At 68.6% G+C, this 26,540-nt stretch carries 23 protein-coding genes; 12 read left to right on the top strand and 11 right to left on the bottom strand.

Translation table 11 applies throughout. From position 1 onward, the window contains the following. Positions 1-12: 12 nt before the first annotated feature. The 8 genes from CJEDD_RS11050 to CJEDD_RS11015 all read right to left on the bottom strand — a co-directional run bounded on the left by CJEDD_RS11050 (position 13) and on the right by CJEDD_RS11015 (position 9,601). Complete coding sequence (locus CJEDD_RS11050; protein WP_042407345.1) at positions 13-1,965, bottom strand: ABC transporter ATP-binding protein; 1,953 nt, start codon at positions 1,963-1,965, stop codon at positions 13-15. Then, positions 1,962-3,671: an ABC transporter ATP-binding protein gene (locus CJEDD_RS11045; protein ID WP_042407347.1), complete on the bottom strand. Its 1,710-nt coding sequence runs from the start codon at positions 3,669-3,671 to the stop codon at positions 1,962-1,964. Before CJEDD_RS11045 ends, CJEDD_RS11050 begins: the two co-directional genes overlap by 4 nt. A 74-nt stretch (positions 3,672-3,745) precedes the next feature. Next, positions 3,746-4,996: a DUF418 domain-containing protein gene (locus tag CJEDD_RS11040; RefSeq protein ID WP_157034470.1), complete on the bottom strand. Its 1,251-nt coding sequence runs from the start codon at positions 4,994-4,996 to the stop codon at positions 3,746-3,748. Then, positions 4,993-5,688, bottom strand: a complete 696-nt coding sequence (locus CJEDD_RS11035) for a hypothetical protein (protein ID WP_042407351.1) — start codon at positions 5,686-5,688, stop codon at positions 4,993-4,995. The genes CJEDD_RS11040 and CJEDD_RS11035 overlap by 4 nt, the downstream gene beginning before the upstream one ends. A 17-nt stretch (positions 5,689-5,705) precedes the next feature. Further along, positions 5,706-6,557, bottom strand: coding sequence for an ATP-binding cassette domain-containing protein (locus tag CJEDD_RS11030; RefSeq protein ID WP_042407355.1), 852 nt, complete (start codon positions 6,555-6,557; stop codon positions 5,706-5,708). An 82-nt stretch (positions 6,558-6,639) separates the two neighbouring features. Continuing rightward, positions 6,640-7,302 (bottom strand): response regulator, encoded by a 663-nt coding sequence (locus tag CJEDD_RS11025; protein WP_042407358.1) that lies wholly within the window; start codon positions 7,300-7,302, stop codon positions 6,640-6,642. Further along, positions 7,299-8,438 (bottom strand): sensor histidine kinase, encoded by a 1,140-nt coding sequence (locus CJEDD_RS11020; protein WP_052333792.1) that lies wholly within the window; start codon positions 8,436-8,438, stop codon positions 7,299-7,301. The genes CJEDD_RS11025 and CJEDD_RS11020 overlap by 4 nt, the downstream gene beginning before the upstream one ends. Further along, entirely contained in the window at positions 8,435-9,601 is a 1,167-nt protein-coding gene (locus CJEDD_RS11015) for an alpha/beta hydrolase (protein WP_042407360.1), read from the bottom strand. Before CJEDD_RS11015 ends, CJEDD_RS11020 begins: the two co-directional genes overlap by 4 nt. A gap of 59 nt (positions 9,602-9,660) precedes the next feature. Here CJEDD_RS11015 and CJEDD_RS11010 point away from each other — a divergent pair, with 59 nt between their 5' ends. After that, positions 9,661-10,812 carry a Fic family protein gene (locus tag CJEDD_RS11010; RefSeq protein ID WP_042407362.1) on the top strand — a complete coding sequence of 384 codons (1,152 nt, stop codon included), beginning with the start codon at positions 9,661-9,663 and terminating at the stop codon, positions 10,810-10,812. A gap of 116 nt (positions 10,813-10,928) precedes the next feature. On the opposite strand, the gene CJEDD_RS11005 is transcribed toward CJEDD_RS11010, so the two are convergent. Continuing rightward, on the bottom strand, positions 10,929-12,299 hold the full coding sequence (locus CJEDD_RS11005; RefSeq protein ID WP_273657524.1) for an FAD-dependent oxidoreductase: 1,371 nt from the start codon (positions 12,297-12,299) through the stop codon (positions 10,929-10,931). Positions 12,300-12,558: 259 nt separating this feature from the next. Between CJEDD_RS11005 and CJEDD_RS11000 the strand changes: the two genes are divergently transcribed. Genes CJEDD_RS11000 through CJEDD_RS10960 form a run of 9 tightly spaced genes read left to right on the top strand, consistent with a single transcriptional unit; the run spans position 12,559 to position 20,204 of the window. Continuing rightward, positions 12,559-14,217 (top strand): nitrite/sulfite reductase, encoded by a 1,659-nt coding sequence (locus tag CJEDD_RS11000; RefSeq protein WP_042409270.1) that lies wholly within the window; start codon positions 12,559-12,561, stop codon positions 14,215-14,217. Next, a complete protein-coding gene (locus CJEDD_RS10995) occupies positions 14,214-14,474 on the top strand; it encodes a hypothetical protein (RefSeq protein WP_042409272.1) in 261 nt (86 codons plus the stop codon). The genes CJEDD_RS11000 and CJEDD_RS10995 overlap by 4 nt, the downstream gene beginning before the upstream one ends. Next, the gene (locus CJEDD_RS10990; RefSeq protein WP_042409274.1) at positions 14,471-15,247 is read left to right on the top strand and encodes a phosphoadenylyl-sulfate reductase; all 777 of its coding nucleotides are present in this window, start codon (positions 14,471-14,473) and stop codon (positions 15,245-15,247) included. Before CJEDD_RS10995 ends, CJEDD_RS10990 begins: the two co-directional genes overlap by 4 nt. Positions 15,248-15,261: 14 nt before the next feature. Continuing rightward, positions 15,262-16,176: a sulfate adenylyltransferase subunit CysD gene (gene cysD / locus CJEDD_RS10985; protein ID WP_042409277.1), complete on the top strand. Its 915-nt coding sequence runs from the start codon at positions 15,262-15,264 to the stop codon at positions 16,174-16,176. Beyond that, a complete protein-coding gene (locus CJEDD_RS10980) occupies positions 16,176-17,483 on the top strand; it encodes a sulfate adenylyltransferase subunit 1 (protein WP_042409280.1) in 1,308 nt (435 codons plus the stop codon). The genes cysD and CJEDD_RS10980 overlap by 1 nt, the downstream gene beginning before the upstream one ends. Positions 17,484-17,497: 14 nt before the next feature. Further along, on the top strand, positions 17,498-18,133 hold the full coding sequence (locus tag CJEDD_RS10975) for a sirohydrochlorin chelatase (protein ID WP_042409282.1): 636 nt from the start codon (positions 17,498-17,500) through the stop codon (positions 18,131-18,133). Between the two features lies 1 nt (position 18,134). After that, positions 18,135-19,073 carry a sulfite exporter TauE/SafE family protein gene (locus CJEDD_RS10970; protein WP_042409285.1) on the top strand — a complete coding sequence of 313 codons (939 nt, stop codon included), beginning with the start codon at positions 18,135-18,137 and terminating at the stop codon, positions 19,071-19,073. An 11-nt stretch (positions 19,074-19,084) separates the two neighbouring features. Beyond that, positions 19,085-19,651, top strand: coding sequence for a nucleosidase (locus tag CJEDD_RS10965; protein WP_042409287.1), 567 nt, complete (start codon positions 19,085-19,087; stop codon positions 19,649-19,651). Next, positions 19,635-20,204 (top strand): HhH-GDP family DNA glycosylase, encoded by a 570-nt coding sequence (locus CJEDD_RS10960; protein ID WP_042409289.1) that lies wholly within the window; start codon positions 19,635-19,637, stop codon positions 20,202-20,204. The genes CJEDD_RS10965 and CJEDD_RS10960 overlap by 17 nt, the downstream gene beginning before the upstream one ends. Before the next feature lie 555 nt (positions 20,205-20,759). Here CJEDD_RS10960 and CJEDD_RS10955 read toward each other — a convergent pair. Then, positions 20,760-21,284: a type 1 glutamine amidotransferase domain-containing protein gene (locus CJEDD_RS10955; protein ID WP_042408495.1), complete on the bottom strand. Its 525-nt coding sequence runs from the start codon at positions 21,282-21,284 to the stop codon at positions 20,760-20,762. Positions 21,285-21,328: 44 nt separating this feature from the next. After that, positions 21,329-22,744, bottom strand: a complete 1,416-nt coding sequence (locus CJEDD_RS10950; protein WP_415857857.1) for an AI-2E family transporter — start codon at positions 22,742-22,744, stop codon at positions 21,329-21,331. 154 nt (positions 22,745-22,898) lie between these two features. Here CJEDD_RS10950 and exaC point away from each other — a divergent pair, with 154 nt between their 5' ends. Together exaC and dnaK are read left to right on the top strand one after the other, a co-directional pair. Further along, on the top strand, positions 22,899-24,419 hold the full coding sequence (gene exaC, locus CJEDD_RS10945; RefSeq protein ID WP_042408500.1) for an acetaldehyde dehydrogenase ExaC: 1,521 nt from the start codon (positions 22,899-22,901) through the stop codon (positions 24,417-24,419). A gap of 266 nt (positions 24,420-24,685) precedes the next feature. Then, positions 24,686-26,524, top strand: coding sequence for a molecular chaperone DnaK (gene dnaK / locus CJEDD_RS10940; protein ID WP_042408503.1), 1,839 nt, complete (start codon positions 24,686-24,688; stop codon positions 26,522-26,524). The last annotated feature ends 16 nt before the right edge of the window (positions 26,525-26,540 follow it).

Genomic DNA, 26,540 nt, shown 5'->3' with positions numbered 1-26,540 from the left:
TGGTACGCGGGTTTAGTCCTCGCTGAACTGGGATTGGTGGAGCTGCCAATACGCACCTTGCTTTGCGACGAGCTCCGCGTGCGACCCTTGCTCCACAATCTGCCCGTCCTGCATGACCAGGATGACGTCGGCGTCCCGGATCGTGGAGAGGCGGTGCGCGATGACAAACGAGGTGCGGTTGGAGCGCAGCGCGCTCATCGCCTCCTGCACGAGCACCTCGGTGCGGGTGTCCACCGAGGACGTCGCCTCGTCGAGGATGAGCAGCGCCGGCTGCGAGAGGAACGCGCGGGCGATGGTGATGAGCTGGCGCTCGCCGGCGGAGATCGAGCCGCCGTCCTGGTCCACCACGGTGTCGTAGCCGTCGGGCAGCGAGCGCACGAAGCGGTCCACGTAGGTGGCCTTCGCCGCCTCGATGACCTCCTCGTCGGTGGCGTCGAGGCGGCCGTAGCGGATGTTGTCCATGATCGTGCCCTTGAACAGCACCGCGTCCTGGAGCACCATGCCGATCTGGCCGCGCAGCTCCTCGCGGGAGAGGTCCCGGATGTCCACGCCGTCGAGCGAGATCGCGCCGGAGTCCACGTCGTAGAAGCGCAGGATGAGGTTCACCAGCGTGGTCTTGCCGGCGCCGGTGGGGCCGACGATGGCGGCGGTCTGGCCCCGCTCGACGCGCAGGTTGAGGTCGCGTATGAGCGGCTCGGCGGTGTAGGAGAAGGAGACGTCGCGGAACTCCACCAGGCCGTCCGCGCGCCCGCCGAGGTGGGCGGTGGCCTGGTCGGCGTGCTCGTCTTCAGCGTCGAGAAGCTCGAAGATGCGCTCCGCGGACGCGACGCCCGACTGCAGCATCTGCATCATGCCAGCGATCTCCCCGAGCGGCTGGTTGAACTGGCGCGAGTACTGGATGAACGCGGTGGCGTCGCCGAGCGTGAGCTTGCCCGAGGCCACCTTCACCCCGCCGAGCACCGCGATGAACACGTAGGAGAGGTAGGAGATGAACTGCATGATCGGCTGCATGGAGTTAGAGAGGAACTGCGCTTTCTGCGCGGCGGCGGCGAGCTCGGCGTTGCGCTCGTCGAACTGTGTGCGCAGCTGGTCGGTGCGCCCGAAGAGCACGGCGACGTCATGGCCGGAGAAGGACTCCTCGACGTGCCCGTTGAGGTCGCCGGTGGCCTTCCACTGGGTGACAAACTCCTTCTGGCTGCGCGTGCCCACCACGGCCATGACCAGGCCGGTCAGCGGGATGGCCAGCAGGGCGACGAGGGCGAGCTGCCAGGAGATGGCGAACATCATGATGATGATGCCGATGAGCGTGAGCGCCGCGTTGAACAGCGACGACAGCGACTGCTGCAGCGCCTGCTGCACGTTGTCCACGTCGTTGGTGGTGCGGCTCATCACGTCGCCGCGCTGGCGGGTGTCGAAGTAGCGCAGCGGCAGCCGGTTGATCTTCGCCTCCACCCGCTCGCGCAGGTCGAAGACCGCCCGGATGGACAGCTTGTTCAGGATGGCGCCCTGGGCCCACATGAGCACCGCGGACAGCACGTAGAGCGCGAGCACGGCGAGGATGAGCTCGCGCAGGTGGTCGAAGTCGACGCCGCTGCCCGGGTGCAGGTCCATCGCCTCGGCCATGTCCGCGAAGCGGTCCTGCCCGGCGGCGCGCATCCCCTCGATCGCCTGCTCCTTGCTCACCCCTGCCGGCACCTGCTTGGACACCACGCCGGAGAAGATGACGTCCATCGCCCGGCCCATGACGCGGGGCGCGTAGACGGAGAGGAACACCGACGCCGCGTTCATGATGAACACGAACGTCAGCGCCAGCTTGTACGGCGCGAGGAGGCCGAGCAGGCGCTTCGCGGACGGCCAGAAGTGCTTCGCCTTGCGCGGCGCGTTGTTGGAGTAGTTGTCGCCGGCCATCTTCTCCTCGTAGTCGGCCAGCTGCTCGTCCGTCAGTTCCTTGGTCTGGTCGCTCATGCGTCCACCTCCGCCTGGCTGTGTTCGATCTCGCGGTAGGTCTCCGAGGAGGCCATGAGTTCCTCGTGCGTGCCGCGCGCGACGATGCGCCCGGCCTCCATGACCAGGATCTGGTCCGCGTGCCGGATGCTGCTCACCTTCTGCGCCACCACGATCACCGTCTTGGTGCGCACCGTCTCGTGCATCGCGGCGTTGAGGTTCGCCTCCGTCGTGGCGTCCAGGGCGCTGAAGGAGTCGTCGAAGATGTAGACGTCCGGGTCGGCCACGAGCAGCCGGGCGATGCAGAGGCGTTGGCGCTGCCCGCCGGAGACGTTTGTGCCGCCCTGGGCGATCGGCATGTCCAGGTCCTGGACGAAGCCGGCCTGCGCGGTGCGCAGCGCGGCCCAGAGCTCCTCGTCCGTCGCGTCGGGTTTGCCCATGCGCAGGTTCGACGCCACCGTGCCGGAGAACAGCCACGGCTTCTGCGGCACCATGCCCACCGAGCGCACGAGCTGCTCGCGGGAGGTGTCGGTCACCGGATGGCCGTCGATACGCAACTGCCCCGAGGTGGGCGAGTAGAGCCGCGGGATGAGCCCGACGAGCGTGGTCTTGCCGGCGCCGGTGGAGCCGATGATCGCGGTCGTCGTGCCGGGGCGCGCCGTAAACGAGATGTGCTCGAGCACCGGCTGCTCGGCGCCGGGGTAGGTGTAGGAGACGTCGTCGAACTCGACGAGGCCCTCGCTTCTCGACGGACCTCCGGTACCCCGCCGCGCCCTCGGCTCGTACGCGAGCACCTCGTCGATGCGGTCCGCGCAGACGATCGCGCGCGGCAGCATCATGAGCATGAACACGCCCATCATCACCGTCATGAGGATCTGCAGCAGGTACTGCATGAACGCGGAGAGCGAGCCGACCTCCACGAGGCCGTCGTCGACGCGGTGGCCGCCGAACCAGAGCACGGCGGCGGTGGCGAGGTTCATGATGAGCATGATGACCGGGAACATGGTCACGAACACGCGGCCGATGTTGAGGCTGAGGCGGCTGAGTTCCTCGTTCGCGTCGTGGAAGCGGCGCTCCTCGTAGTCCTCGCGGCTGAACGCGCGCACGACGCGGATGCCGGCGATCTGCTCGCGCAGCAGGCCGTTGATGCCGTCCAGCTTCGCCTGCATTTTCTTGAACATCGGCATGAGCAGCGCGGCGATGATGGCCACCACGACCGTGAGCACGAGCACCGCCGTGACCACCAGCCAGGACAAGCCCGCGTCCTGGCGCAGCGCCATGACGATGCCGCCAATGGCCATGATCGGGGCGGCCACCATAAAGCTGAGGAAGAGCAGGAACGTCATCTGCACCTGCTGGACGTCGTTCGTGCCGCGAGTGATCAGGGAGGGGGTGTCGAAGGCAGCCATGTCTTCGCTGTCGAAGGACGAGACCTGCCCGTACACGGCGGTGCGGATGTCGCGGCCCGTGCCCATCGCGGCCTGCGAGGCGAACCACATCGCGCCGATGGCCGCGGCGACCTGCACGAGCGCGACGACGAGCATCTTCCCGCCGACGCGCCAGATGTAGCCGACATCCGCCTGGGCGACGCCGGTGTTGATGATGTCCGCGTTGAGGTCCGGCAAGTACAGCGTGGCCAGCGTGGTGATGAGCTGCAGCAGCACCACCACCGTGATCTGGCCCGCGTACCGCTTGCCATAGCGCGCGGTGAGGCGGATGAGATCCACGTATTACCCCTCTCGTGTTGGTCGGGGGCAAGTGTAGACCTCTGTCCGACACGCGCACGGTTCCTGCTCTGGCGCTATCCGGGGTAGTGCTCCGGCAGGCCGTCCTTGCCGTAGGACAGGCGGCGGTGCAGCCACTCGAAGGGGCCGGGCTTGCCCGCCTTGTCCAGCGCCCACGCGCCAGCCAGCGTGGCCAGCCAGACGAGCAGCGCCCAGCCGAGCTTGCCGGCGATGGTGGCGTCGCGGGTCGCCCACCAGAACGCGGGCTGCGTGGTCAGGATGAACAGGACCGTCTGCTCGAGGTAGCCGCTCATGGAGCGCTTGCCTAGCGCCACCAGCGGCTGGGCCAGGGTCTGGGCCGGCGGCGGAAGGGTGCCGGAGGCGTCGATACGCGACTGCAACGGCCGGCACGCGAGCGCGATGGCGGCGAGGATGCCGGGGCCGGTGAGCATGCCGGCGACCTCGTTCGCGGCGTTGAAGCCGACCGCCCAACCCGGGCCGAGCGCGCCGACTTCCGCACAGCCCCACGGGATGCCGACGGCCGCGATAACGACGGCTGCAAGAATCGCCCACCCGCGGAGCATCCGGGCGTTGCCGTCGACGTCGCCGAAGACGCCGCGGCGGCCCCAGACGAATCCGACCACGACGAGCGGGAAGAAGGCGAGCATCTCGATCACGCCCATTGCCGGGTACACCCAGAAGTTGGCCAGGCCCGCGGCTATGCGGTCGCTGAGGTCGAAGATGCGCGCGGGGCTGCCGTCTATCGGTTCTGCTGTCGACGAAAACGCGGCGAATACGCCAGGTGCCCGAAGCACCGCGTTCAGGGCGAACGCAGCACCTGCGAGGGCGTAGAGGGCCTTGTCGCTCCACCCGATGAACAAGCACAGGATAAGTGCGGCGATGCCGTAGGCCGTCATGATGTCGTTGGTAAAAAACAGCGTCTTATGCACCAGACCGAACAGGAACAGGAACCCGTAGCGGCGCGCGAGCACCCCGCGCCGGGCGCGCAGCGGGTAGCCGCGCCGTTCGAGGCTGACAAAGATCATGCCGATGCCAACTCCGAGGAGGGTGGCAAACATGGGTAGGCCGCGCACATGCACGAAGAGCGTCTCGAAGAAGACGAGCAGCTTCTCCCACGCGGTGCCGTCGCCGTTGTAGCCGCCGAGGCCCGCCGCGTGGTCGACACCCTCCGCCGGGTCCCAGTCGGTGACCATGTTGGCCATCGCGATGCCGACGAGGGCGAGCCCGCGCGCGAGGTCGGGGGCGACGAACCGCCTGCGGGCCGCGGTGCGCTCACCGGCATGTCTTGTGCTCTCTTTTTGGGTCACTTCACGGCCCTCCGCTGCACGGCGGCGTACGCGGCGGCGGCGAGGGCCGCGACCCATACGACGAGGGTGGCCACGCCGGCCGCGCCGTTCCCGGCCGCGCCGCCCGGCAGGAGCTTCTCCAGGGCTGCAGCCCACGGCTGGTTGACCGCGCCGAGGGCAGTTTCCACGATGAGCGACTCGACGACCCAGACGAAGAAGGACGCGGTGCCCGAACCGAGCAGTACGGCTGTCAGGGCCGCGAGGAGCGGGTACGCGACCCACAGCTCGGCCTGGTTGCGCACCATATCTGCGCTGTTGGCGCCTCCCAGAGCGACGCTGTCAACAAACACGTGCGCGCCGCCGAGCCCGATCGCCGAGGCGGCAAACGCCGTCAGCGTGCAGGCGAGAGCTGCGATTCCGACGCGACATGCGAGCTCCCAACCGCGGTGGTTCGACGCGAGGTATGCGTAGCCGATCGTGCCGCGCGAGTGCGCCCCGCCGGCGGGGAAGGCGGCCGCGGCGAACGCCACGGGGAGCATGAAGCTGGCCGGGATGAGCAGCATCGCGGGATCCGCCGCGCTCGTCCCGTTGGGGCCGAGGAGCATGGCCACGGCCATGGGTCCGAGGATGAGGGCGACCGCGACGAACGCGAGCAGGATGCGCGTCGCGGGGCGGGAGAAGATCTCCCGCAGCGTTGCTTTCAACGTGTGCATGTAAAACCTCCTACGTCCTATTTCGTCGATTCCAGGAACACTTCTTCGAGGCTGCGGCGCGACTCCTGCAGGGAGTAGACCGTTACCCCGGCGCGCTGGGCGGCCTCGCCGACGTCGCGCGCGGTGGCGCCTTCCACGAAAACGGCGTCGCCGACGACCTTGCCGCCGACGGCCTCGGCCAGCCGCGCCGGGTCGCTGCAGGTCGCCTCGACCCGGTTGGAGCCCAGGAAGTCCTCGAGCGGGCCCTCGCCGGCGAGGCGGCCGCGGTTGATGACGACGAGGCGGTCCGCGGTGAGCTGCATCTCGCTCATCAGGTGCGAGGAGACGACCACGGCGCGGCCCTCGGCGGCCATCTCGCGGATGCGCCCGCGCATCCAGGCCACCCCCTGCGGGTCGAGGCCGTTGACCGGCTCATCCAGGATGACGTTGGCCGGGTCCGCGATGAGCGCGCTGGCCACGCCGAGGCGCTGGCGCATGCCGAGGGAGTAGTGCTTCACCTTCCGCTTCGCCGCCTCCGCGAGCCCGAACGCCTCGAGGGACTCGTCGGCGCGGGACTCGGGCACGCCGGCGTAGTCGGCGACCATCTTGAGGTGGCCGCGCCCGGTCATGTGCGGGGCGATCCACTCCGGGTTGAGCAGCGCCCCGACGGCGCGTGCGGGCTGGTCGAGGGAGCGGAACGCGGAGCCGTCGATACGCGCCTCGCCCTCGTCTGGGGTTTCAAGCCCGACGATCATGCGCATGGTGGTGGACTTGCCGGAGCCGTTCGGGCCGAGGAAGCCCGTGACGGCGCCGTCCGGGGCGGTGAACGACAGCGCGTCCACCGCGGTGGAACTCGAATATCGCTTGGTCAGGTTTTCAACTTCGATCATGGTTCCGATGGTCGCGCGCTGCGCGGGTGAAATCGTCGGCCCGCGGGTGTAAATCGGCGCGTACACCCTGGGGTGTACGCGGCTAGTGGCCCAGCAACTCGCCGGTGCCCACCAGGCCGGCGCGGAACGCGAAGAGGACGGCGTGGACGCGGTCGCGGGACTCGGTCTTGAACAGGATGCGGTGCACGTGCGTCTTCACCGTCGCGGGCGAGAGCGTCTCGGCCTCGGCGATCTCCTCGTTGGAGTAGCCGAGCGCCACCAGGCGCAGGATCTCCACCTCACGCGGGGTGAGGTGCTCGAGCATCGCCTCGTTGCGCGTCGCCTCCCGCTGCTCGGGGGCCTGCGCCGCGCCGATGACGTGGCGCGTCACCTTCGGGGCGAGCACCGCGTCGCCGCCGTGGACGGTGCGCAGCGCGTCGAGCAGCTCGTCCGGGTCGGCGTCTTTGAGCAGGAACCCGGAGGCGCCGGCGTCGAGCGCGCCGAGGACGAGGTCGCGCTCGTCGAAGGTGGTCAGCATGATCACGCGGGTCTCCGGGTGCTCGGCGAGCAGCGCGCGGCAGGCCTCGATGCCGTCCGTGCGGGGCATCTGGATGTCCATGAGCACGATGTCCGCCGCCGGCTGCCCCGCCACATCCGCGCCGTCGCCCGCCTGCCAGATAACGTCCATATCGTCCTGGGAGTTAATGAGCATGGAGAAGCCGGCGCGCACGAGCGGCTGGTCATCCACAAGCGCCACGCGGATCATCGCGGCACCTCCGCGGTGAGGACGAACTCGCCGCCGTCGTTGGTCACGCTCACGCGCCCGCCGTGCGCCGCAACGCGCTCGCGGATGCCCACCAGCCCGAAGCCGTCGGGGCCGTGCTTGCTTTTCGACGCAGCGTTGACCGCCTCCACCCGCACCGACTTCGCGTCAGCGGAAAAGGTGATCGCGCCTTGTGGTGTGGACGCGTGGCGCAGCATGTTCGTGATGGCCTCCTGGCAGATGCGGTACAGGGTGAACTGGGTGAGCGCGGGCAGATCCTCCGGCAGCTCGTCGAAGCCGGTGACGGTGAGGTCGAGGCCGCGGTTGCGGGCGTCGTCGAACAGCGCCGCGAAGTCGCGCCGGCCTGGGGTTGCGCCGGTGGGGGCGCCGTCGTCGTCACGCAGCACGCTGAGCAGCCCGCGCATCTGCGTCAGCGCGGTGCGGGATTCCGCGCTGATGGTGGCGAGCGCTTCCTGGGCGACTTGCGGGTCCGCCTTCGACGCGTAGCGCGCGCCGTCGGCGAGCGCCGTGATCCCGGCGAGCGTGTGGGCGACGATGTCGTGCATCTCGCGGGCGATCTGCGTGCGCTCGCGGACGTGGGCGAACTCGATCTGCTGCTCCAGCTCGGAGATCTTCTCCCGCCGGTTGCGCAGCTGCGCGCCGAGGAGGAAGAAGAAGCCGAGGAACACCCACGACAGCACCACCGCGCGGGCCGCGACGGCGGCGGCGCGCCCCACCGACTGCCCGCCGGGCCAGTCCTCGGCGAACAGCCCGTGGGTGAACAGGGCGACCGTGGGGATCGCAAGCAGCCAGACCGTGAGCCAGGCGCGGTCGCGCCGGGGCACCCGCGAGGAGGTGACGACGGCACCGAAGGCGAGCGCGGGCTCCCAGTAGAGGGGGATGCTCAGGGCGTTGAGGCACAGCGCGAGGCTCGCGCACGCGGCGATTCCGGCGACGGCCGCGACCGGGCGTGCGCCGTACGCCAAACAGCACGCGCCGCACGCGACGATGAGCGCGGCGCCGGCGGCGGTGCCGGCCGCGCCGTAGGGGGACTGCACCGTGGCCCAGTCGAAAGCGAAGACCACGGCCAGGATTGCGACGAGGACGAGGACGGTCGCCCGCTGCCAGGTGAGGTTCACGCGTCCGCCCCGTTTTCCGCGAAGAAGCGCTGCATCGTGGCCAGCAGGTTCTGGTTCCACACCCCGTGGGCGCTCAGCGCCGAGGCGTGGTCGGCGTGGCGGCGGACCTGCTCCGTCAGCGCGACGCCGTGCTCGCGGGCCGCGGCGCGGAACGCGTCGTAACTCGCCGGGGGCACGAGCCGGTCGTGGTCGCTGCGCACGATCATCGTCGGTTGGGAGGCGTCGGTGACGTGGTTGGCGGAGGTGACAAAGTTTGCCCGCTCCGGCACATCGTCCGGCGTGCCGCCTAAGTACTTCACCGCCGTGTCCTTCGAGCCCTGCCCGGCGTACGGGTCGCCCGCCGAGTACACGTGGCGGATGTCCAGCGCGGGGGAGTCGACGTACACGGCGCGCGGCACGGCCGGGGTGCCCCCGCAGTCGGAGGGCAGGGTGCCGGCGGCGGCGTCGTAGGAGGCGTTGAGGACGAGCTGGCCGCCGGCCGATTCGCCGTACGCGAAGAGCCTGCCTGGGTCGCCGCCGTAGTCGCGGGCGTGGCTTCCCACCCAGGACAGCGCGCAGCCGACCTCGCGTGCGGCCGTGTCCCACGTCGGGTGCCCGGGGCGCGCGAGCGTGTAGTCGATCGAGGCGACGACGTACCCGGCATCCGCCATGGCCCGCATGTTGTAGGCCTGGGAGCGCCTGTTCATCTGGTTCCACCCGCCGCCGTGGACGTAGAGCAGCACCGGGTGGCTCCCGCCCGCGCCGGGTTCGTAGACGTCCACGTCGAGATCGTCGCCGTCGTGGGTGTCGTAGGCGACGGTGGCGTCGGGCCCGCGGTCGGTCTTCTCCAGCCCGTCCCAGCTCAGGGCGGCGGCGACATCAACGTCGGTGCCCATTTCGCGCGCGCCCGCAACCTGCGTGGCCAGCAGCGCACCACTTGCGACGGCCGCCAGCGCGGCCACCGCCGCCGGCACCACGTTGGCCTTGGACGCGAAGCTCAGCGCCGCCGAGACGGCGAGCACGGCGAGCGAGATCAGCAGCACCGGGCCGATGTACTCCGGGCTGATGAGCGACCCAGCGCCCCAGTACGGGATGCGCGGGGTGAATGGCGCGACCGCCAGCCACGCGGCGGCGAGCGCCAGCAGCGCGAGCGGGAGGGAGCAGATCCGGGCCAGCCATTGCATGCGGACCAGGATAGGTCCTGTCCCGTCGCCCGAACCGCGACCAGGCGCTCCCGCCCGTCATGTCGATTTTGCAACGAAAAATCGACACGTCGTGCGGACGTGTTTATTCTTTCGACATGACCGGAAATAGGGCGGCGTTCGATCCGGCGCTGCCGTACAACGACCTGCCGCCGCTGCCGCCACAGCAGGAGCTGGAGACAGCAAAGGTGCTCAAGGCGGTCATTGAGGCGCGTAGTGAGCTCGCCGCGTTAAACACCGCCTGCAGGCTGATCCCGAACCCGGAGATCATCACCTCCACGATCCCGTTGCGTGAGGCACAGGCGTCGACGGAGATCGAAAACATCGTGACCACGAACGACGAGCTGTTCCGCGCGCACTGGAGCGTCGCCCCCGAGCCGACGCCTGCCACAAAAGAAGCGCTGCGCTACCGCGACGCCCTTCGTAGGGGCGTGGAGCTGATTGCGGATCGCCCGGTGTCGGAGAAAGTCGCTACGGAAGTGTGCTCGATCCTGCAGGGCGGTCAAGCGACGCTCCGCTCCGCCCCAGGTACCTACATTGGCGACCCCGTGCAGGGCACTCGCGCCTACACCCCACCCGAGGGTCTGGACGTGCTTCAGCGGCACCTGTCTGCGTGGGAGCGCTACATCTACTCCGACCACGGCCTCGACCCGTTGGTGTTGATGACAGTGACGCATTACCAGTTCGAAGCGATCCACCCGTTCTACGACGGTAACGGCCGCACCGGACGCATTTTGAATATCCTGCTTCTCCTCCAAGAACAGGTCCTCGCGCTGCCGGTGCTTTACCTCTCCGGCACGATCGTCGACAACAAAGCCGAGTACTACCGCCTGCTCCTTGCTGTGACCGCTGGTGGTAAGTGGGAGGAATGGATTCTCTTTATGGTCAACGCGGTGACCGAGTCGGCGCGGAGCACCAGTTCGCTTATCGACGAGCTTCGCAGCCTCCAAGACGCGACCACATCTCGCGTCCGCGCCGCCGGGGTTTCTCCCGCAGCTGAGCTGGCGGAGTTGTTGTTTGTCCAGCCATACATCCGCATCACGGACGTCATCGACGCGGGTCTGGCGAAGCGTCAAACCGCCTCGATGTGGCTGTCTCAGTTGGCTGACGCCGGCATCCTGGAAGAACAGAAAGCAGGCCGGTCCAAGGTGTTCCTCAACACGGCGGCGCTCGAGGTGCTCACCCGCCGGTAACCCGGTATGCGTCGCCCGAACCGCGACCAGGCGCTCCCGCCCGTCGTGTCGATTTTGCAACGAAAAATCGACACGTCGCGCGGACGTGTCGATTCGGTGTACATGTGCGCGGCGCGCTACCCCTGGAACCGGGAGTGGCCGAGCATGTCCTCCCACTCCACGATCTTCTTGCGCTCGCGCGGGTGCTCGGTGTCGGCGGCGCCGAGGGCGCGCTCCGCCTCGTCGAGCTTGTACCAGCCCTCCCAGGTGGCGTAGTCCACGCCGCGCTCGCGCAGCAGGTCGAAGATCTCGTCCTCGCCGGTATGGGACGGGGCGGCCAGCAGGCCGGCGTCCGCGTCGGCGATGAGCATGTCCGTCGTCTCCTTGGCGTCGGACTTGGTGTTGCCGATCAGGCCGATCGGGCCGCGCTTGATCCAGCCTGTGACGTAGAGCTTGTCTTCGAAGCCGGTCTCGCCGGAGGCGTCGTGAAGCACGTGCCCGCCGTCGTTGGGGATGACGTGGCGGTTGAGGTCGAAGGGCACGCCCTCGATCGGCTCGGAGCGGTAGCCCACGGCGTGGTAGACCTGCTGGACCGGCCAGTCGGTGAACTTGCCGGTGCCGCGGATGCCGCCCTCGCCGTCGAGTTCCTGGCGCTCGGTGCGCAGCCCGGTGATTGCGCCCGAGTCGTCGGTGAGCACCTCCACGGGCTCCTCGAAGAAGTGGATGTAGATCTTGTGCGGCGCGTCGTCCGGCTCGCGCATGGCGTACTGCTCGAGCACCTGGCAGTTGAGGTCGATGGACTTGTCGGCGCGGCGAACCTCCTCGGAGAGCTCGTCGTAGTCGATGTCCTCGGGGTCGACGAGCACCTGGATGGTGTCCGACTCGTCGAGCTCGCGCAGCTCCTTCGGGGTGAACTTCGCCTGGGCGGGGCCGCGGCGGCCGAACATGTGCACGACCTCCGCCTGGTTGTTCTTCAGCGACTCGTAGACGTTGTCCGGGATCTCGGTGACGGTGAGCTCCTCGCCGGTCTTGGCCAGGATGCGGGAGACGTCGAGGGCGACGTTGCCCACGCCGATGACCGCGACCTCCTTCGCGCCGAGGTTCCAGTCGCGCTCAAAGCGGGGGTTGCCGTCGTAGAAGCCGACGAACTCGCCGGCGCCGATGGACTTGTCGCCGCCCGGGATGAGCAGCTCGCGGTCGCGCACGGCGCCGGTGGAGAGGACGACGGCGTCGTAGTAGTCCCGGAGGTCGTCGATAGTGATGTCCCGGCCGACGGTGACGTTGGCGATGAGGCGCAGCTTGTCCTTGTCCAGCACGTTGTGCAGGCTCTTCACGATGCCCTTGATGCGCGGGTGGTCGGGCGCCACGCCGTAGCGGATGAGGCCGAACGGGGCGGGCATCTGCTCGAAGAGGTCGACGTGGATGTCGTGCTCCTCGTTGCGGATGAGCATGTCGGAGGCGTAAATGCCGGCGGGGCCAGCGCCGACGACGGCGACGCGCAGACTCATAAGTCTCAGGTCCTTTCGCGGAAGGGTTCGTTGTCGCAGGACACTATAGCGCATAGACAGAGCGGTCTTAAACTTCCGGGCAATTTCATTCGCTCATGCCGAGTGTGCCCCAAAACCGGCGCTACGAGTTTTCATTCATGCCTCCAACCGGCACTTTCGGTGGATCGGTTGTGTTAGACCGAGCAGTACGGCACACTGGGCCAACAGCACGTCCGGCACTGCTGGATTTGAACCAAGCTGTCTATTCGAGGGAGAGGGAATGAGCGCACCCACGAAACCCCGCGCAAAGAAGCCGGAGGGGCAGTGGCGTATCGACGGCACGGCTCCGCTCAACCACGACGAGGAGATCAAGCAGGCCGCCCCGGTGCTCGAGGTGAAGCAGCGCGTCATCGACACCTACTCCAAGACCGGCTTCGACTCCATCGACCGCGAGGACCTCTACCCGCGGTTCAAGTGGCTCGGCCTGTACACCCAGCGCAAGCAGAACCTCGGCGGCGAGTTCACCGGCGAGGACAACAGCGTGCTCGAGGACAAGTACTTCATGATGCGCGTGCGCTTCGACGGCGGCATCTGCTCCACCGCGCAGGCCCGCGCCGTCGGCGAACTCTCCCGCGACTACGCCCGCTCCACCGTGGACCTCACCGACCGCCAGAACATCCAGCTGCACTGGGTGCGCATCGAAGACGTTCCCACGATCTGGGAGACGCTCGAACAGCACGGCCTGAACACCTGGGACGCCTGCGGCGACGTGCCGCGCGTCATCCTCGGCTCGCCCGTGGCCGGCATTGCCAAGGACGAGATCATCGACGCGACGCCGGCGATCCGGGAGATCCAGAAGATCGTCACCAACGAGGAGTTCCAGAACCTGCCCCGCAAGTTCAAGACGGCGATCTCCGGCAACGCCCGCCAGGACGTCGTCCACGAGATCAACGACCTCGCCTTCATCGGCGTCGAGCACCCCGAGCTCGGCCCGGGCTTCGAGTGCTACGTCGGCGGCGGCCTGTCCACCAACCCGATGCTCGCGCAGTCCCTCGGCGCATTCGTCACCCTCGAGCAGGTGCCCGAGGTGTGGGCCGGCGTCGTGCGCATCTTCCGCGACTACGGCTACCGCCGACTGCGCAACCGCGCGCGCCTGAAGTTCCTCGTCGCCGAGTGGGGCATTGAGAAGTTCCGCCGGGTCCTCGAAGAGGAGTACCTGGGCTATTCGCTTCCCGACGGCCCAAAGGCGCCCGACAACCTCGTCGACCGCGACCACATCGGCGTGCACGAGCAGAAAGACGGCAACGTCTACATCGGCGTCAAGCCCACGCTCGGCCACATGTCGGGCGAACAGCTCATCGCGCTCGCTGGCCTCGCCGAACGCTACGGCGTCACCGACCTGCGCTTCACCCCGTTCAAGGAGGTGCTCCTGCTCGGGGTGAAACCGGAGGACGTCGAAACGCTGCAAGCCGAGCTCGAGGAGATGGGGTTGTACTCGAACCCGAGCGAGTTCCGGCGCGGGCTGCTTTCGTGCACCGGCCTCGAGTACTGCAAGCTCGCGCACGTGACCACGAAGTCGCGCGCGATCGAGCTGGCGGACGAGCTGGAGGAGCGCTTCGGCGACCTCGACAGCCCGATCACCATCTCGCTCAACGGCTGCCCGAACGCCTGCGCGCGCCACCAGGTCTCCGACATCGGGCTCAAGGGCCAGATGGTGGACAACGGCGCCGGCGAGAAGGTCGAGGGCTTCCAGGTCCACCTCGGCGGCACGATCGGCGAGGGCGCGAACTTCGGGCGCAAGCTGCGCGGCCACAAGGTGCTCTCCACCGAGCTGACGGACTACGTCACCCGGGTGGTGCAGCACTACGTGGACCAGCGCGAAGACGGAGAGACGTTCCGCACCTGGGTCGCCCGCGCCGACGAGGAGGCCCTGCGATGAGCTTTCGCCGCGAGCCGAACCCCAACCGCAACTTCCCCTCGTACTGCCCGTACTGCGGCGGCGAGGAGCTGTGGCCGAACGAGGAGACGGACTTCGCCTGGAAGTGCGGGGAGTGCCTGCGCGTCTTCGAGGTGAAGTACCACGGCCAGGACGACCCGGCCACCCCGCACGCGGCGGCGCCGTCGACGGAGGAGGCGCTCCAGGCCTCGCTCGCGCGCCACGGTCACACCGCAGTTTTGAAGGAGGCGACCCGATGATCAACCTGCTTAACCAGCCGGGCGGCTACCGCGACCCGGAGGTCAGCCCCGAGGGGCCGAAGGAAACGGCGGCGCTGCCGGAGGGCGTCGCAACGCAAAATGCGCAGCTCGTGGAGGAGTGGGCGGACAAGCTTTACAGCGCCACCGCCGGCGAGATCCTCGACTGGGCCCACACCCACGCGCCGGGCAAGCTCGTGGTCACCCTGTCGATGGAGAACACCGTGCTCGCGGAGCTGGCCGAGCGGCACCTGCCCGACGCGGACTTCCTGTTTCTGGACACCGAGTACCACTTCCCGGAGACCCTCGAGGTGGCCGACGAGGTGGAGGCGCGCTACCCGACGCACCGGCTCGTGCGCGCGAAGGCGCAGCTCACGCGCGAGGAGCAAAACGAGGTGTACGGGCCGAACCTGTACCTGCGCGCGCCGAGCGCGTGCTGCCGCATGCGCAAGGTGGAGCCGCTCGCGGTGCACATGAGCCCGTACGCCGGGTGGGTGACGGGCCTGCGCCGCGCCGACGGACCGACCCGCGCCGAGGCGCCCGCGCTCAGCCTGGACAAGACGGGCCGGCTGAAGATCTCGCCGCTGGTGACGTGGTCGCTGGAGGGCACGGCCGAGTTCGAGCGCGCGGAAGACCTCATCATCCACCCCCTGACCCGCCAGGGCTACCCCTCCATCGGCTGCGCCACCTGCACGCTGCCGGTGGCCGAAGGAGAGGATCCGCGCGCCGGGCGCTGGGCGTTCGCGGCCAAGACCGAGTGCGGCCTGCACGAGTAAGAGGAGAAGGAACCATGACTGAAACAGTGACGCCGGAGCTTTCTCCGCACCTGAAGGACCTGGAAAACGAGTCAATCCACATCATCCGGGAGGTCGCCGGGCAGTTCGACAAGATCGGCCTGCTGTTCTCCGGCGGCAAGGACTCCTGCGTCGTGCTCGAGCTCGCGCGCCGCGCCTTCCACCCGGCGGCGATGCCGATCGAGCTGCTGCACGTGGACACCGGCCACAACTTCCCCGAGGTGATCGAGTTCCGCGACGAGGTCGTGGAGCGCCACGGACTGCGCCTGCGCGTCGCAAAGGTGCAGGACTGGATCGACCGCGGCGACCTGCAGGAGCGCCCCGACGGCACCCGCAACCCGCTGCAGACGGTCCCGCTCGTGGAGACCATCGCCGAGGTCGGCTACAACGCCGTGCTCGGCGGCGCCCGCCGCGACGAGGAGCGGGCGCGCGCGAAGGAGCGGGTCTTCTCCGTGCGCGACTCGTTCGGCGGCTGGGACCCGCGCCGCCAGCGCCCCGAGCTGTGGGACCTCTACAACGGCGCGACCCTGCCGGGGGAGAACGTGCGCGTGTTCCCCATCTCCAACTGGACCGAGGCGGACGTGTGGGAGTACATCGGCGCGCGCGGCATCGCGCTGCCGCCGATCTACTTCGCCCACGAGCGGGAGGTGTTCAACCGCGGTGGCATGTGGCTCACCGCCGGCGAGTGGGGCGGCCCGAAGGACGGCGAGCAGCTTGAGACCCGCCGCGTGCGCTACCGCACCGTCGGCGACATGTCCTGCACCGGCGCCGTCGATTCGGACGCGACCACGATCGACGAGGTGCTCGTCGAGATCGCCAACTCCACCCTCACCGAGCGTGGCGCCACGCGCGCCGACGACCGCCTCAGCGAATCCGCCATGGAAGACCGCAAGAAGGAAGGCTACTTCTGATGACCGCCCCCACCACCACGTCCGGCGCGCCCGCCGCGACCGCCTCCGACGCGCTCGCCGCGCGCGAGACCCTGCGCCTGTGCACCGCGGGCTCCGTCGACGACGGCAAGTCCACCTTCGTCGGCCGCCTCCTGCACGACACGAAGTCCGTGCTCGCGGACCAGCTCGCCGCCGTCGAGCGCACCTCCGCCGACCGCGGCTTCGAGGGCCTCGATTTGAGCCTGCTTGTCGACGGCCTCCGGGCCGAACGCGAGCAGGGCATCACCATCGACGTGGCCTACCGCTACTTCGCCACCGACAAGCGCACGTTCATCCTCGCCGACACGCCCGGCCACGTGCAGTACACCCGCAACACCGTCACCGGCATGTCCACCTCGCAGGTTGTCGTGCTCCTCGTCGACGCCCGCAACGGCGTCGTCGAGCAGACGGTGCGCCACCTCACCGTGGCCAAGCTCCTCGGCGTGCGCACCGTCATCCTCGCGGTGAACAAGATCGACCTCGTCGGCTACTCCGAGGAGACCTTCAACGAGATCAAGGCGGAGTTCGACGCCAAGGCCGCGGAGCTGGGCATCGAGGACCCGCACGTCGTGCCCATCTCGGCGCTCAAGGGCGACAACGTCGCCGAGCCGTCCGCCGAGACGCCCTGGTACGCCGGCCCGACCGTGCTCGAGCTCCTCGAGACCATCCCGGTCAACCACGGCCGCGCCGACGACCTCGACTTCCGCTTCAACATCCAGGTCGTGCTCCGCGAGCACGCCTCCGACTACCGCGCCTACGCCGGCCGCGTCAACGCCGGTGCCATTTCGGTCGGCGACGAGATCCTCGCCCCGCACGGGCGCACCACCAGCGTCGCCGGCATCGACACCTCCGACGGGCCGGTGGACAGCGCCCGCGCCGGGGATTCCATCGCGCTGCGCCTCGCCGACGAGATCGACCTCACCCGCGGCGACCTGCTCGCCGCGGGCACCCGGCCGGAGAACGTGCGCGAGTTCCACGCCACCGTCGTGGGACTGACGGAGAAGGTGCTGCGCGCCGGTCAGGCCGTGAAGCTGCGCTACGGCACCGCGTTCGTGCGCGCCCGCGTGGCCAGCGTCGACCGCGTACTTGACCTCGACGGCCCCGCCGGCGACAACACCGCCCCCGAGGCCGTCGCGCTCAACGAGATCGCGCACGTGACCATCCAAACCGCCGACGAGCTGCCGGTGGAGGACTACGCCGCCCGCGGCGCCGTGGGCAACTTCCTGCTCGTGGACCAGTCCTCCGGCAACACGCTCGCCGCGGGCCTCGTGGGAACGCGACTGCGGTAGCGGGGAGGACGACGATGACCGCGCTGATCACCCTCTCGCACGGCTCGCGCCACCCGCGCGCCGCCGAGGGTATCCGCGCGCTCACCGCCGCCGCGGCCGCCGAGCTCGGCGTCGAGGGCGTGGCCGCGCACCTCGAGTTCGACGCGCCCACCCTCGCCGAGGCCGCCGCCTCGGTGACCGCCGAGCGCGCCATCGTCGTGCCGCTGCTGTTCACCCGCGCCTTCCACGCGCGCGTGGACGTGCCGCGCCACCTCGCCGAGGCCCGCGAGCACCTCGACTGCACCCTCGCCGAGCCGCTCGGCACCGACCCCGACATCGCCGGGGTTCTCGAGGAGCGCCTGCGTATCGACGCACCTTCGGCCCCCCACGTCACCCTCTACCCCGTGGGCACCTCGGACGCCGACCAGGCCCGCAACTACGACCGCCTCGCCGCCGACCTCGCGCGCCGGACCGGCCGCGACGTCGACGTCGTGCCGGCGACGGGCGGGGGCCGGAGGTTCGTCGATACGCATGTGCTTCCCCTCTTTGTCACCTACGCAACCCTGCTCGACCGGATCCCGGCGCACCTGCCGCGGTCCGGACCCCTGACCACCGACCTCGCGGGTGTTGTCGCCGACCGATACCGCGCCGCTGCCGAGAAAGCTGCCTGACATGTACAAACTTGAAACGCTTATCCTCATCGCGGTGGCTGGCCTCGCCGCGCAACTCGTCGACGGCGGCCTGGGCATGGGCTTCGGCGTCACCTCGTCGACCATCCTCATCGGGCTCGCCGGGCTCACCCCCGCCGCCGCCTCCGCCGTCGTGCACACCGCTGAGCTGGGGACGACGCTCGCCTCCGGCGTGTCGCACACGCGCTTCGGCAACGTGGACTGGCGCACCGCCTTCGCCATCGGCATCCCCGGCGCGATCGGCGCGTTCCTCGGCTCGACGCTGCTCGTGCGCCTGTCCACGGAGGCGGCGCGGCCGATCATGTCGCTCATCCTCGCGCTCATCGGCCTGAACCTCATGTGGCGCTTCTCCCGCGGGCTCACGCAGCGCAAGGCGGCGCAGCGGCCGCACTCGACGGGGTTCCTCGCGGGGCTCGGGCTGTTCGGCGGCTTCGTCGACGCGACCGGCGGCGGGGGTTGGGGGCCCGTGACCACCTCGACGCTGCTTTCCGCCGGGCGCGCGGAGCCGCGGCGGATCGTGGGCACGGTGAACACCGCTGAGTTCCTGGTCACGCTCGCCGCGACCCTCGGCTTCGCCATCGGCATGTGGCACGACCTGGTGGCCAACCTCGCCGCGGTGGTGGCGCTGCTTGTCGGCGGGATGATCGCCGCGCCGCTGGCGGCGTGGCTGGTCACGCGCATGAACCCGATCGCGCTCGGCGGGGTGGTGGGCACCCTGATCGTGTTCTTGAACCTGCCCGTGGTGCTCAAGTTCCTCGGTGTGACGTCTGGCCTCGTGCTCGTCCGGGTGGCGGTGCTGGCGATCGGCGGAGCGCTGTCCTGGCGGGGCGTGCGCAAGGCCCGGGCGAACTCGCGGGCGGCGGCGGAGCGCGAGGGGGCGACTGGTTCGGTTGTGGAGCCGGCGCCGGCGGTGCGCGCGTAAAGTCGGAAACCATGTCTGACTTGCTCATCGTCGCAGCCATGAAGGAAGAGGCCGCGGACATCATGTCCGGCGGCGACCACGAGGTGCTCATCACCGGCATTGGCACCCTGCCCGCCGCGATCGCGCTGACCCGCCGCCTCGCCACCGGCGAGAAGCCGGAGCGCGTAATCAACGTCGGCACCGCCGGCGCGCTCACGGATCTCGAGCCGGGCGTCTACGAGGTCTCCGCCGCAGTGAAGCACGACTTCAAGGTCGGCGGCACCTCCGAGCTCACCGACTTCGTCTACCCGCGCTGGTTCTCCTTCGACCCCATCACGGACCTGCCGAAGGCGAAGCTCGCTACCGGCGACGCCTTCGTCAACCGCTCCGACCTGCGCGCCGAGCTCGCCCGCGAGTGCCAGCTCGTGGACATGGAGGGCTACGCGCTCGCCGCCGTGTGCTCCACGTTCGGGGTGCCGATCACGCTGCTCAAGCAGGTGTCGGACTCCGCCGACGAGTCCGCCTCCGAGGTCTGGGAGGCCGCCCTCGAGCGCGCCCGCGTCGAGCTCGAGGAAGCCCTGCGTGCGCACCTTCGCTGAGGACGCCGGCATCCGGCTCAAGGACGAGCCCGCCCCGCTGTTCCAGCTCCTCGTCCTGTGCATGCTGCAGGCGAAACCCATCCGCGCCACCGTCGCCGTCGACGCCGCCCGCGCCCTCTTCGACGCTGGCCTGACCACCCCCGAGAAGATGGCCGCCGCGCCGCGCTCGCAGCTCATCCGCCTCTTCGGCGCCGCGGGCTACGCGCGCTACGACGAGTCCTCGGCGACCCGCCTTCAGGCAATGTCGCACCTCCTTATCGACGACCACAGGTCAGACCTCCGCACCCTCCGCGACGGTGCCCCAGATTCCCTCGAGGTCTTCGACGGTGTCGGCCCCGCCTGCGCCACCATGTTCGCCCGGGAGGCGCAGGGCGTCTGGCCGGAACTCGCGCCCGTCTTTGACAAGAAGGCGCTCTCGGGCGCGGCAAAGCTCGGTCTGCCCGAGGATCCGGATCGCCTCGCCGAGCTCGCCGCCGACCCCGCCAACGACTACCCGTCCGACCTGCCCACCTTCGCCGCGTATCTGGTCAAGACCGCGCTGGGCATCGCCTAGGCCTAGGCCTGGGCCCGGGGCGGGGCCTGGGGTGGCAGGGCCTGGGCGGGCCGGCCCGCCCGCGCCCGCGCCGCCCCGCGGCCCGCCCGCGCCCCGCCCGCGCCCGCGCCGCCCCGCGCCCCGCCCGCGCGCCGTGCCCCGTCCTCACACCAGAACCGGCTACTAGGTTCCGGCTACCGGCGCGAAAACCGCGCGAAAGCCGGATCCAGGTAGCCGGTTTTGGGGAATGAGGGGGCTGGGGGCCGGGGTGTGGCGGACAGCGGGCCGGGGAGGTGGGCACGACAACGCCCCGCCCCGCCCCGCGTCCCGCACCCCGTCCCCACACCAGAACCGGCTACTAGGTTCCGGCTACCGGGGCGAAAACCGCGCGTAAGCCGGGTCCAGGTAGCCGGTTTTCGGGAATGAGGGGGGCTGAGGGGCAGGCAGAGGGGCGGGGCGTGGCGGACAGCGGGCCGGGCACGAAAACGCCCGCCGGGCACAACAACGCCCGCCGGCGCGGAACCGGCGGGCGGCGGGATAGGGCAGGGTGCCCGAGATCGCGAAGAGTGGCGGGCGCTACTTCGCGAACTCCTCGACAATCTTCGCGTTGAACGCGGGCAGGTCGTCCGGGGTGCGCGAGGAGATGAAGCCGGAGTCGACCACGACTTCCTCGTCGACCCAGTTGGCACCGGCGTTGACCAGGTCGGTCTTCACGTTGGCCACGGAGGTGAGCTTCACGCCCTTGACCAGGTCGGCCTCGGTGAGGATCCAGCCGCCGTGGCAGATCACGCCGATCGGCTTGCCGGCGTCCTTGAACGCCTTGACCAGGGCGACGGCGTCCTTGTCGGTGCGGATGGTGTCCGCGTTGGTGGTGCCGCCGGGGAGGATGAGGGCGTCGAACTCGTCGACGGAGGCGTCGGCGGTGGTCTCGTCGACGGAGACCTTCGCGCCCTTCTTGCCCTCGATCTCGCCGGTTTCGGTGGAGACGACCTTGGTCGCCGCGTCGGCGGACTCGACGGCCTCCTTCGGGGAGGTCAGCTCCGAATCCTCGAAGCCGTTGGTAGCGATGATCGCGATTGTCTTGCCGTTAAGGTCAGACACGGAAACGTCCTTTCGTCGATAAGCAATTGCGTCATCCACCGTACCTACTCTTGCTCCTCGAGGGCGCGGGCGCGGCCCGGCACCTCGGTGTCGGTGTGGGTCTCGATGGCCTCGTCGCCGGTGGGCACGCGTGTGGAACCGAGGCCCTCCTTCACCGGCACCTTGGTGTTTGGGCGCTCGCGCTTGGCCATCTTCATCATGTGGTCGCGCACGGCGAGGAAGGACTGCTTGGAGTCCATGGTCTGGGTTTGTTGTGTGGCTATTTGTATCTCGTCCGCGGTGATCTCGCCCGAGCGCAGCGAGACCATCTCCGCCCAGTAGCGCAGCCACACGGCGGCGACGGCGGCGACCGGCACGGCGAGGAAAGCGCCGACGATGCCGAAGAGCGTGCCGCCGACGGCGACGACGAGCAGCACGATGGCGGCGTGCAGGCCCATGGCCTGGGACTGCAGGATCGGGGAGAGGACGTTGCCCTCGAGCTGCTGCACCGCGATGATGAGGATGAGCACGAAGACCGCGTTCATGAACCCGTTGGACACGAGGGCGACGATCACGGCGAGGGCGCCGGCGGTCACGGCGCCGACGATCGGGATGAAGCCGGCGAAGAACGTGATCACGGCGAGCACCGGCCACAGCGGGACGCCAAGGAACACGAGGCCGAGGCCGATGAACACGGCGTCAACCATGGACACGATGGCCTGGGTGCGGATGAAGCCGGACAGCGTGTTCCAGGAGCGCATGCACACCTCGGTGAGGTGCCAGCCCGCGCGCACGCCGGTGTACTTGCGCACCCAGGGCAGGAAGCGGTCGCCGTCTTTGAGGAAGAAGAAGGTGAGCACGAGCGTCAGCGCGAGCGTCGTGCCTACCGACGCGATCACGCCGATGCCGGAAAACACGCCCGAGGCGATGTTGGAGGCTTGGCCCTTCGCAAACGCGGTGGCCTGGTCCATCGCCTGCTGGATCTTTTCCGGCTCGAGGAAGGTGAAGTCACGGTCCTTGAGCCAGTCGACGATCTGGTTGACGCCCTCCTCGGCCTGGTTGGCAAGGTCGCCGCTCTGTGACTTCACCGTCGGCGCCATGGCGGCGAAGATGCCGCCGATGAGGGCGAAGGCGCCGATAAGCACGATGAACACCGCGAGTGCGGCGGGCACCTTGTGCATGCGCATCCAGCGCACCGGCGGCCACAGCACGGTGGAGACGATGAGCGCGAGCAGGATGGGCAGCAGGCCCATCCAGACCCACTTGAGCAGGTAGAGCAGGATCGCGGTCGCGGCGACGATGATGATGAAGCGCAGCGCCCACGCTGCGGCGGTGCGGCCGTCGGCGGCGATGATGTCGCCGCGGTCGATGGGCTCCCTCGAGAGCTCCTGGGCCGCGTCGGCGGGGGTGGGCAGCATGTGGACGTCGTCAACGGCGGTGTCCAGCGCGCCCACGTAGTCAGTGTTATTACGTTCGGTCACTCGGACATTGTGCCAGAGATGCTGCGCGTTGCATATGTGTGAGCTGCGAGGGAGGGCCGAATGGCCGTCGATACGAAAAATGTTCTAGACCACAACACGTGTGCGGTGTAGCGTAGGCCACATTCGCAACCCGAAAACGAGAAAGGCCCTGAACATGACCGTCTACCCGAACCCCGGCACCGAAGGCTCGAAGGTCAACTACCGCAAGCGCTACGACAACTACATCGGCGGCGACTGGGTCGCGCCGGTGGACGGCGAGTACTTCGACAACATCACCCCGGTCACCGGCGAGGTGTTCTGCCAGGTCGCGCGCGGCAAGGAAGCCGACATCAACCTCGCCATCGACGCCGCCGAGAAGGCCGCCCCCGCTTGGGGTAAGACCTCCCCGCAGGAGCGCGCGAACGTGCTGCTCAAGATCGCGGACCGCATGGAGGAACACCTCGAGGAGATCGCCGTCGCCGAGACCTGGGAGAACGGCAAGGCCGTGCGCGAGACGCTCGCCGCCGACATCCCGCTGGCCATCGACCACTTCCGCTACTACGCGGGCGCCATCCGCGCGCAGGAGGGCCGCCTCAGCCAGATCGACGAGGACATGGTGGCCTACCACTTCCACGAGCCGCTCGGCGTCGTCGGCCAGATCATCCCGTGGAACTTCCCGCTGCTCATGGCCGCCTGGAAGCTCGCGCCGGCCCTCGCCGCGGGCAACGCCATCGTGCTCAAGCCAGCGGAGCAGACCCCGGCGTCGATCCTCTACCTCGTCGACCTTGTTGGCGACCTCATCCCGGCCGGCGTGCTCAACATCGTCAACGGCATGGGCGACGAGGCGGGCGCGGCGCTGAGCGGCTCCGACCGCATCCAGAAGATCGCGTTCACCGGCTCGACCGAGGTGGGCAAGATCATCAACAAGGCCGCCGCCGACAAGATCATCCCGGTCACCCTCGAGCTGGGCGGTAAGTCCCCGGCCCTGTTCTTCGAGGACATCCTGGACAAGGACGACGACTTCAAGAAGAAGGCCATCGAGGGCTTCGCCATGTTCGCGCTCAACCAGGGCGAGGTGTGCACCTGCCCGTCGCGCGCGCTCGTCCACGAGTCCATCGCCGACGAGTTCCTCGAGCTCGGCGTGCAGCGCGTGAAGAACATCAAGACCGGCAACCCGTTGGACACCGAGACGATGATGGGCGCCCAGGCCTCCGCCGAGCAGATGAACAAGATCCAGTCCTACCTCGAGCTCGGCCCCCAGGAGGGCGCGGAGGTGCTCACCGGCGGCCACGTGAACACAATCGAGGGCCTGGAAAACGGCATGTACATCGAGCCGACCGTGTTCAAGGGCACCAACGACATGCGCATCTTCCAGGAGGAGATCTTCGGCCCGGTCATGTCCGTCACCACCTTCAAGGACTTCGACGAGGCCATCAAGATCGCCAACGACACCATCTACGGCCTCGGCGCCGGCGTGTGGGCGCGCTCCGGCACGACGGCCTACAAGGCGGGCCGCGCCATCCAGGCCGGCCGCGTGTGGGTGAACCAGTATCACACCTACCCGGCCCACGCCGCGTTCGGCGGCTACAAGCAGTCCGGCATCGGCCGCGAGACCCACCTCATGATGCTCGACCACTACCAGCAGACGAAGAACCTCCTCGTCTCCTACTCCGAGCAGGAGACCGGCCTGTTCTAGGGGCTTCTTGCTTGACGACGACACCTCCGGCGGCACCTCGCCCCGGAGGTGTTTTGCGTGCCTGGTGTGCGTGTTGTAAGGGTCTGAGCTGCGCAAACGAAAAAAGTTGCGCGGGGTGGGAACAACTTTGACGGGGCGCCCGTTGTTACCCATGAGTGCGACAGACTCAAGTTCTGCACCGCCGGTGGTACAGTGGCGGACGTGAAGTTGAGTCGCAGCACATCAACTTATTGATAAACCACATCTCAACAGGAGGAGTAACTCTTATGGCACGCGCAGTTGGTATTGACCTCGGCACCACGAACTCGGTCGTCTCCGTCCTCGAGGGCGGAGAGCCGGTTGTTATCGCAAACTCTGAGGGCTCCCGCACGACCCCGTCCGTCGTCGCGTTCGCGAAGAACGGCGAGGTGCTCGTCGGCCAGTCCGCGAAGAACCAGGCGGTGACCAACGTCGACCGCACGATCCGCTCCGTCAAGCGCCACATGGGCGAGGACTGGACCGTGGATATCGACGGCAAGAAGTACACCCCGCAGGAGATCTCGGCGCGCACGCTGCAGAAGCTGAAGCGCGACGCTGAGGCCTACCTCGGCGAGGAGGTTACCGAGGCCGTCATTACCGTCCCGGCGTACTTTGAGGACGCACAGCGCCAGGCCACCAAGGAGGCCGGCCAGATCGCGGGCCTGAACGTCCTGCGCATCGTCAACGAGCCGACCGCGGCGGCGCTCGCGTACGGCTTGGACAAGGGCGAGAAGGAGCAGACCATCCTCGTCTTCGACCTCGGCGGCGGCACCTTCGACGTGTCCCTGCTGGAGATCGGCGACGGCGTCGTCGAGGTGCTCGCCACCGCCGGCGACAACGAGCTCGGCGGCGATGACTGGGATAACCGCATCGTCGAGTGGCTCATCGACAAGTTCAAGTCGCAGAACGGCGTGGACCTGTCCAAGGATAAGATGGCCATGCAGCGTCTGCGCGAGGCCGCCGAGAAGGCGAAGATTGAGCTGTCCTCCGCGCAGCAGGCCTCCATCAACCTGCCGTACATCACGGTGGACTCCGAGAAGAACCCGCTCTTCCTCGACGAGACACTGACCCGCACCGAGTTCCAGAAGATCACCTCCGACCTGCTCGACCGCACGAAGAGCCCGTTTAACCAGGTGATCAAGGACGCTGGCATCTCCGTCGGCGACATCGACCACGTGGTTCTCGTCGGTGGCTCCACCCGTATGCCGGCCGTCTCCGACCTGGTTCGCGAGCTCACCGGCAAGGAGCCGAACAAGTCCGTGAACCCGGACGAGGTCGTGGCCCTCGGCGCCGCCCTCCAGGCGGGCGTCCTGCGTGGCGACGTCAAGGACGTGCTGCTTCTCGACGTCACTCCGCTCTCCCTCGGCATCGAGACCAAGGGCGGCGTGATGACGAAGCTGATCGAGCGCAACACGACCATCCCGACGAAGCGCTCCGAGACCTTCACCACGGCTGAGGACAACCAGCCGTCCGTGCAGATCCAGGTCTTCCAGGGCGAGCGCGAGATCGCGTCCGCGAACAAGCTGCTCGGCTCCTTCGAGCTTGCAGGCATCGCCCCGGCCCCGCGTGGCGTCCCGCAGATCGAGGTCACGTTCGACATCGACGCCAACGGCATCGTCTCCGTGTCCGCGAAGGACAAGGCCACCGGCAAGGAGAACACGATCAAGATCCAGGAGGGCTCCGGCCTCTCCGACGAAGAGATCGAGCGCATGATCAAGGACGCCGAGCAGCACGCCGACGAGGACAAGAAGCGCCGCGAGGAGCAGGAGACCCGCAACAATGCGGAGACCATGGCCTACCAGACGCGCAAGTTCATGGACGAGAACGGCGAGAAGCTGCCGGAGGACGTCAAGACCCGCGTGACCGAGGCCGCAGACGCCGTGGACGAGGCACTCAAGGGCGAGGACCTCGACGCCATCAAGTCCGCCGTTGAGAAGCTCACCACCGAGTCCCAGGCGATGGGCACCGCGCTCTACGAGGCGCAGGCCAACGAGGGTGCAACCCAGGCCGACGCACCGGCTGACGACAACGTCGTCGACGCCGAGGTGGTCGAGGACGACGCCACCGACGACAACGACACCAAGTAACCCGACCCAGCGAGAA

Origin of the sequence: Corynebacterium jeddahense (assembly GCF_028609865.1) — a bacterium.
In the GTDB taxonomy this organism is placed as follows: Bacteria; Actinomycetota; Actinomycetes; order Mycobacteriales; family Mycobacteriaceae; genus Corynebacterium; species Corynebacterium jeddahense.
Note: the sequence above shows the minus strand (reverse complement) of the source record. Positions and strands in the feature narration are given on the sequence as shown.

Bases quoted from the DNA above. Each gene is read 5' to 3' on its own strand.
- CJEDD_RS11050 (WP_042407345.1), bottom strand. From the start codon at position 1,965: ATGAGCGACCAGACCAAGGAACTGACGGACGAGCAGCTGGCCGACTAC.
- CJEDD_RS11035 (WP_042407351.1), bottom strand. From the start codon at position 5,688: ATGCACACGTTGAAAGCAACGCTGCGGGAGATCTTCTCCCGCCCCGCG.
- CJEDD_RS11030 (WP_042407355.1), bottom strand. From the start codon at position 6,557: ATGATCGAAGTTGAAAACCTGACCAAGCGATATTCGAGTTCCACCGCG.
- CJEDD_RS11025 (WP_042407358.1), bottom strand. From the start codon at position 7,302: ATGATCCGCGTGGCGCTTGTGGATGACCAGCCGCTCGTGCGCGCCGGC.
- CJEDD_RS11015 (WP_042407360.1), bottom strand. From the start codon at position 9,601: ATGCAATGGCTGGCCCGGATCTGCTCCCTCCCGCTCGCGCTGCTGGCG.
- CJEDD_RS11010 (WP_042407362.1), top strand. From the start codon at position 9,661: ATGTCGATTTTGCAACGAAAAATCGACACGTCGTGCGGACGTGTTTAT.
- CJEDD_RS11005 (WP_273657524.1), bottom strand. From the start codon at position 12,299: ATGAGTCTGCGCGTCGCCGTCGTCGGCGCTGGCCCCGCCGGCATTTAC.
- CJEDD_RS11000 (WP_042409270.1), top strand. From the start codon at position 12,559: ATGAGCGCACCCACGAAACCCCGCGCAAAGAAGCCGGAGGGGCAGTGG.
- CJEDD_RS10995 (WP_042409272.1), top strand. From the start codon at position 14,214: ATGAGCTTTCGCCGCGAGCCGAACCCCAACCGCAACTTCCCCTCGTAC.
- CJEDD_RS10990 (WP_042409274.1), top strand. From the start codon at position 14,471: ATGATCAACCTGCTTAACCAGCCGGGCGGCTACCGCGACCCGGAGGTC.
- cysD (WP_042409277.1), top strand. From the start codon at position 15,262: ATGACTGAAACAGTGACGCCGGAGCTTTCTCCGCACCTGAAGGACCTG.
- CJEDD_RS10980 (WP_042409280.1), top strand. From the start codon at position 16,176: ATGACCGCCCCCACCACCACGTCCGGCGCGCCCGCCGCGACCGCCTCC.
- CJEDD_RS10975 (WP_042409282.1), top strand. From the start codon at position 17,498: ATGACCGCGCTGATCACCCTCTCGCACGGCTCGCGCCACCCGCGCGCC.
- CJEDD_RS10970 (WP_042409285.1), top strand. From the start codon at position 18,135: ATGTACAAACTTGAAACGCTTATCCTCATCGCGGTGGCTGGCCTCGCC.
- CJEDD_RS10965 (WP_042409287.1), top strand. From the start codon at position 19,085: ATGTCTGACTTGCTCATCGTCGCAGCCATGAAGGAAGAGGCCGCGGAC.
- exaC (WP_042408500.1), top strand. From the start codon at position 22,899: ATGACCGTCTACCCGAACCCCGGCACCGAAGGCTCGAAGGTCAACTAC.
- dnaK (WP_042408503.1), top strand. From the start codon at position 24,686: ATGGCACGCGCAGTTGGTATTGACCTCGGCACCACGAACTCGGTCGTC.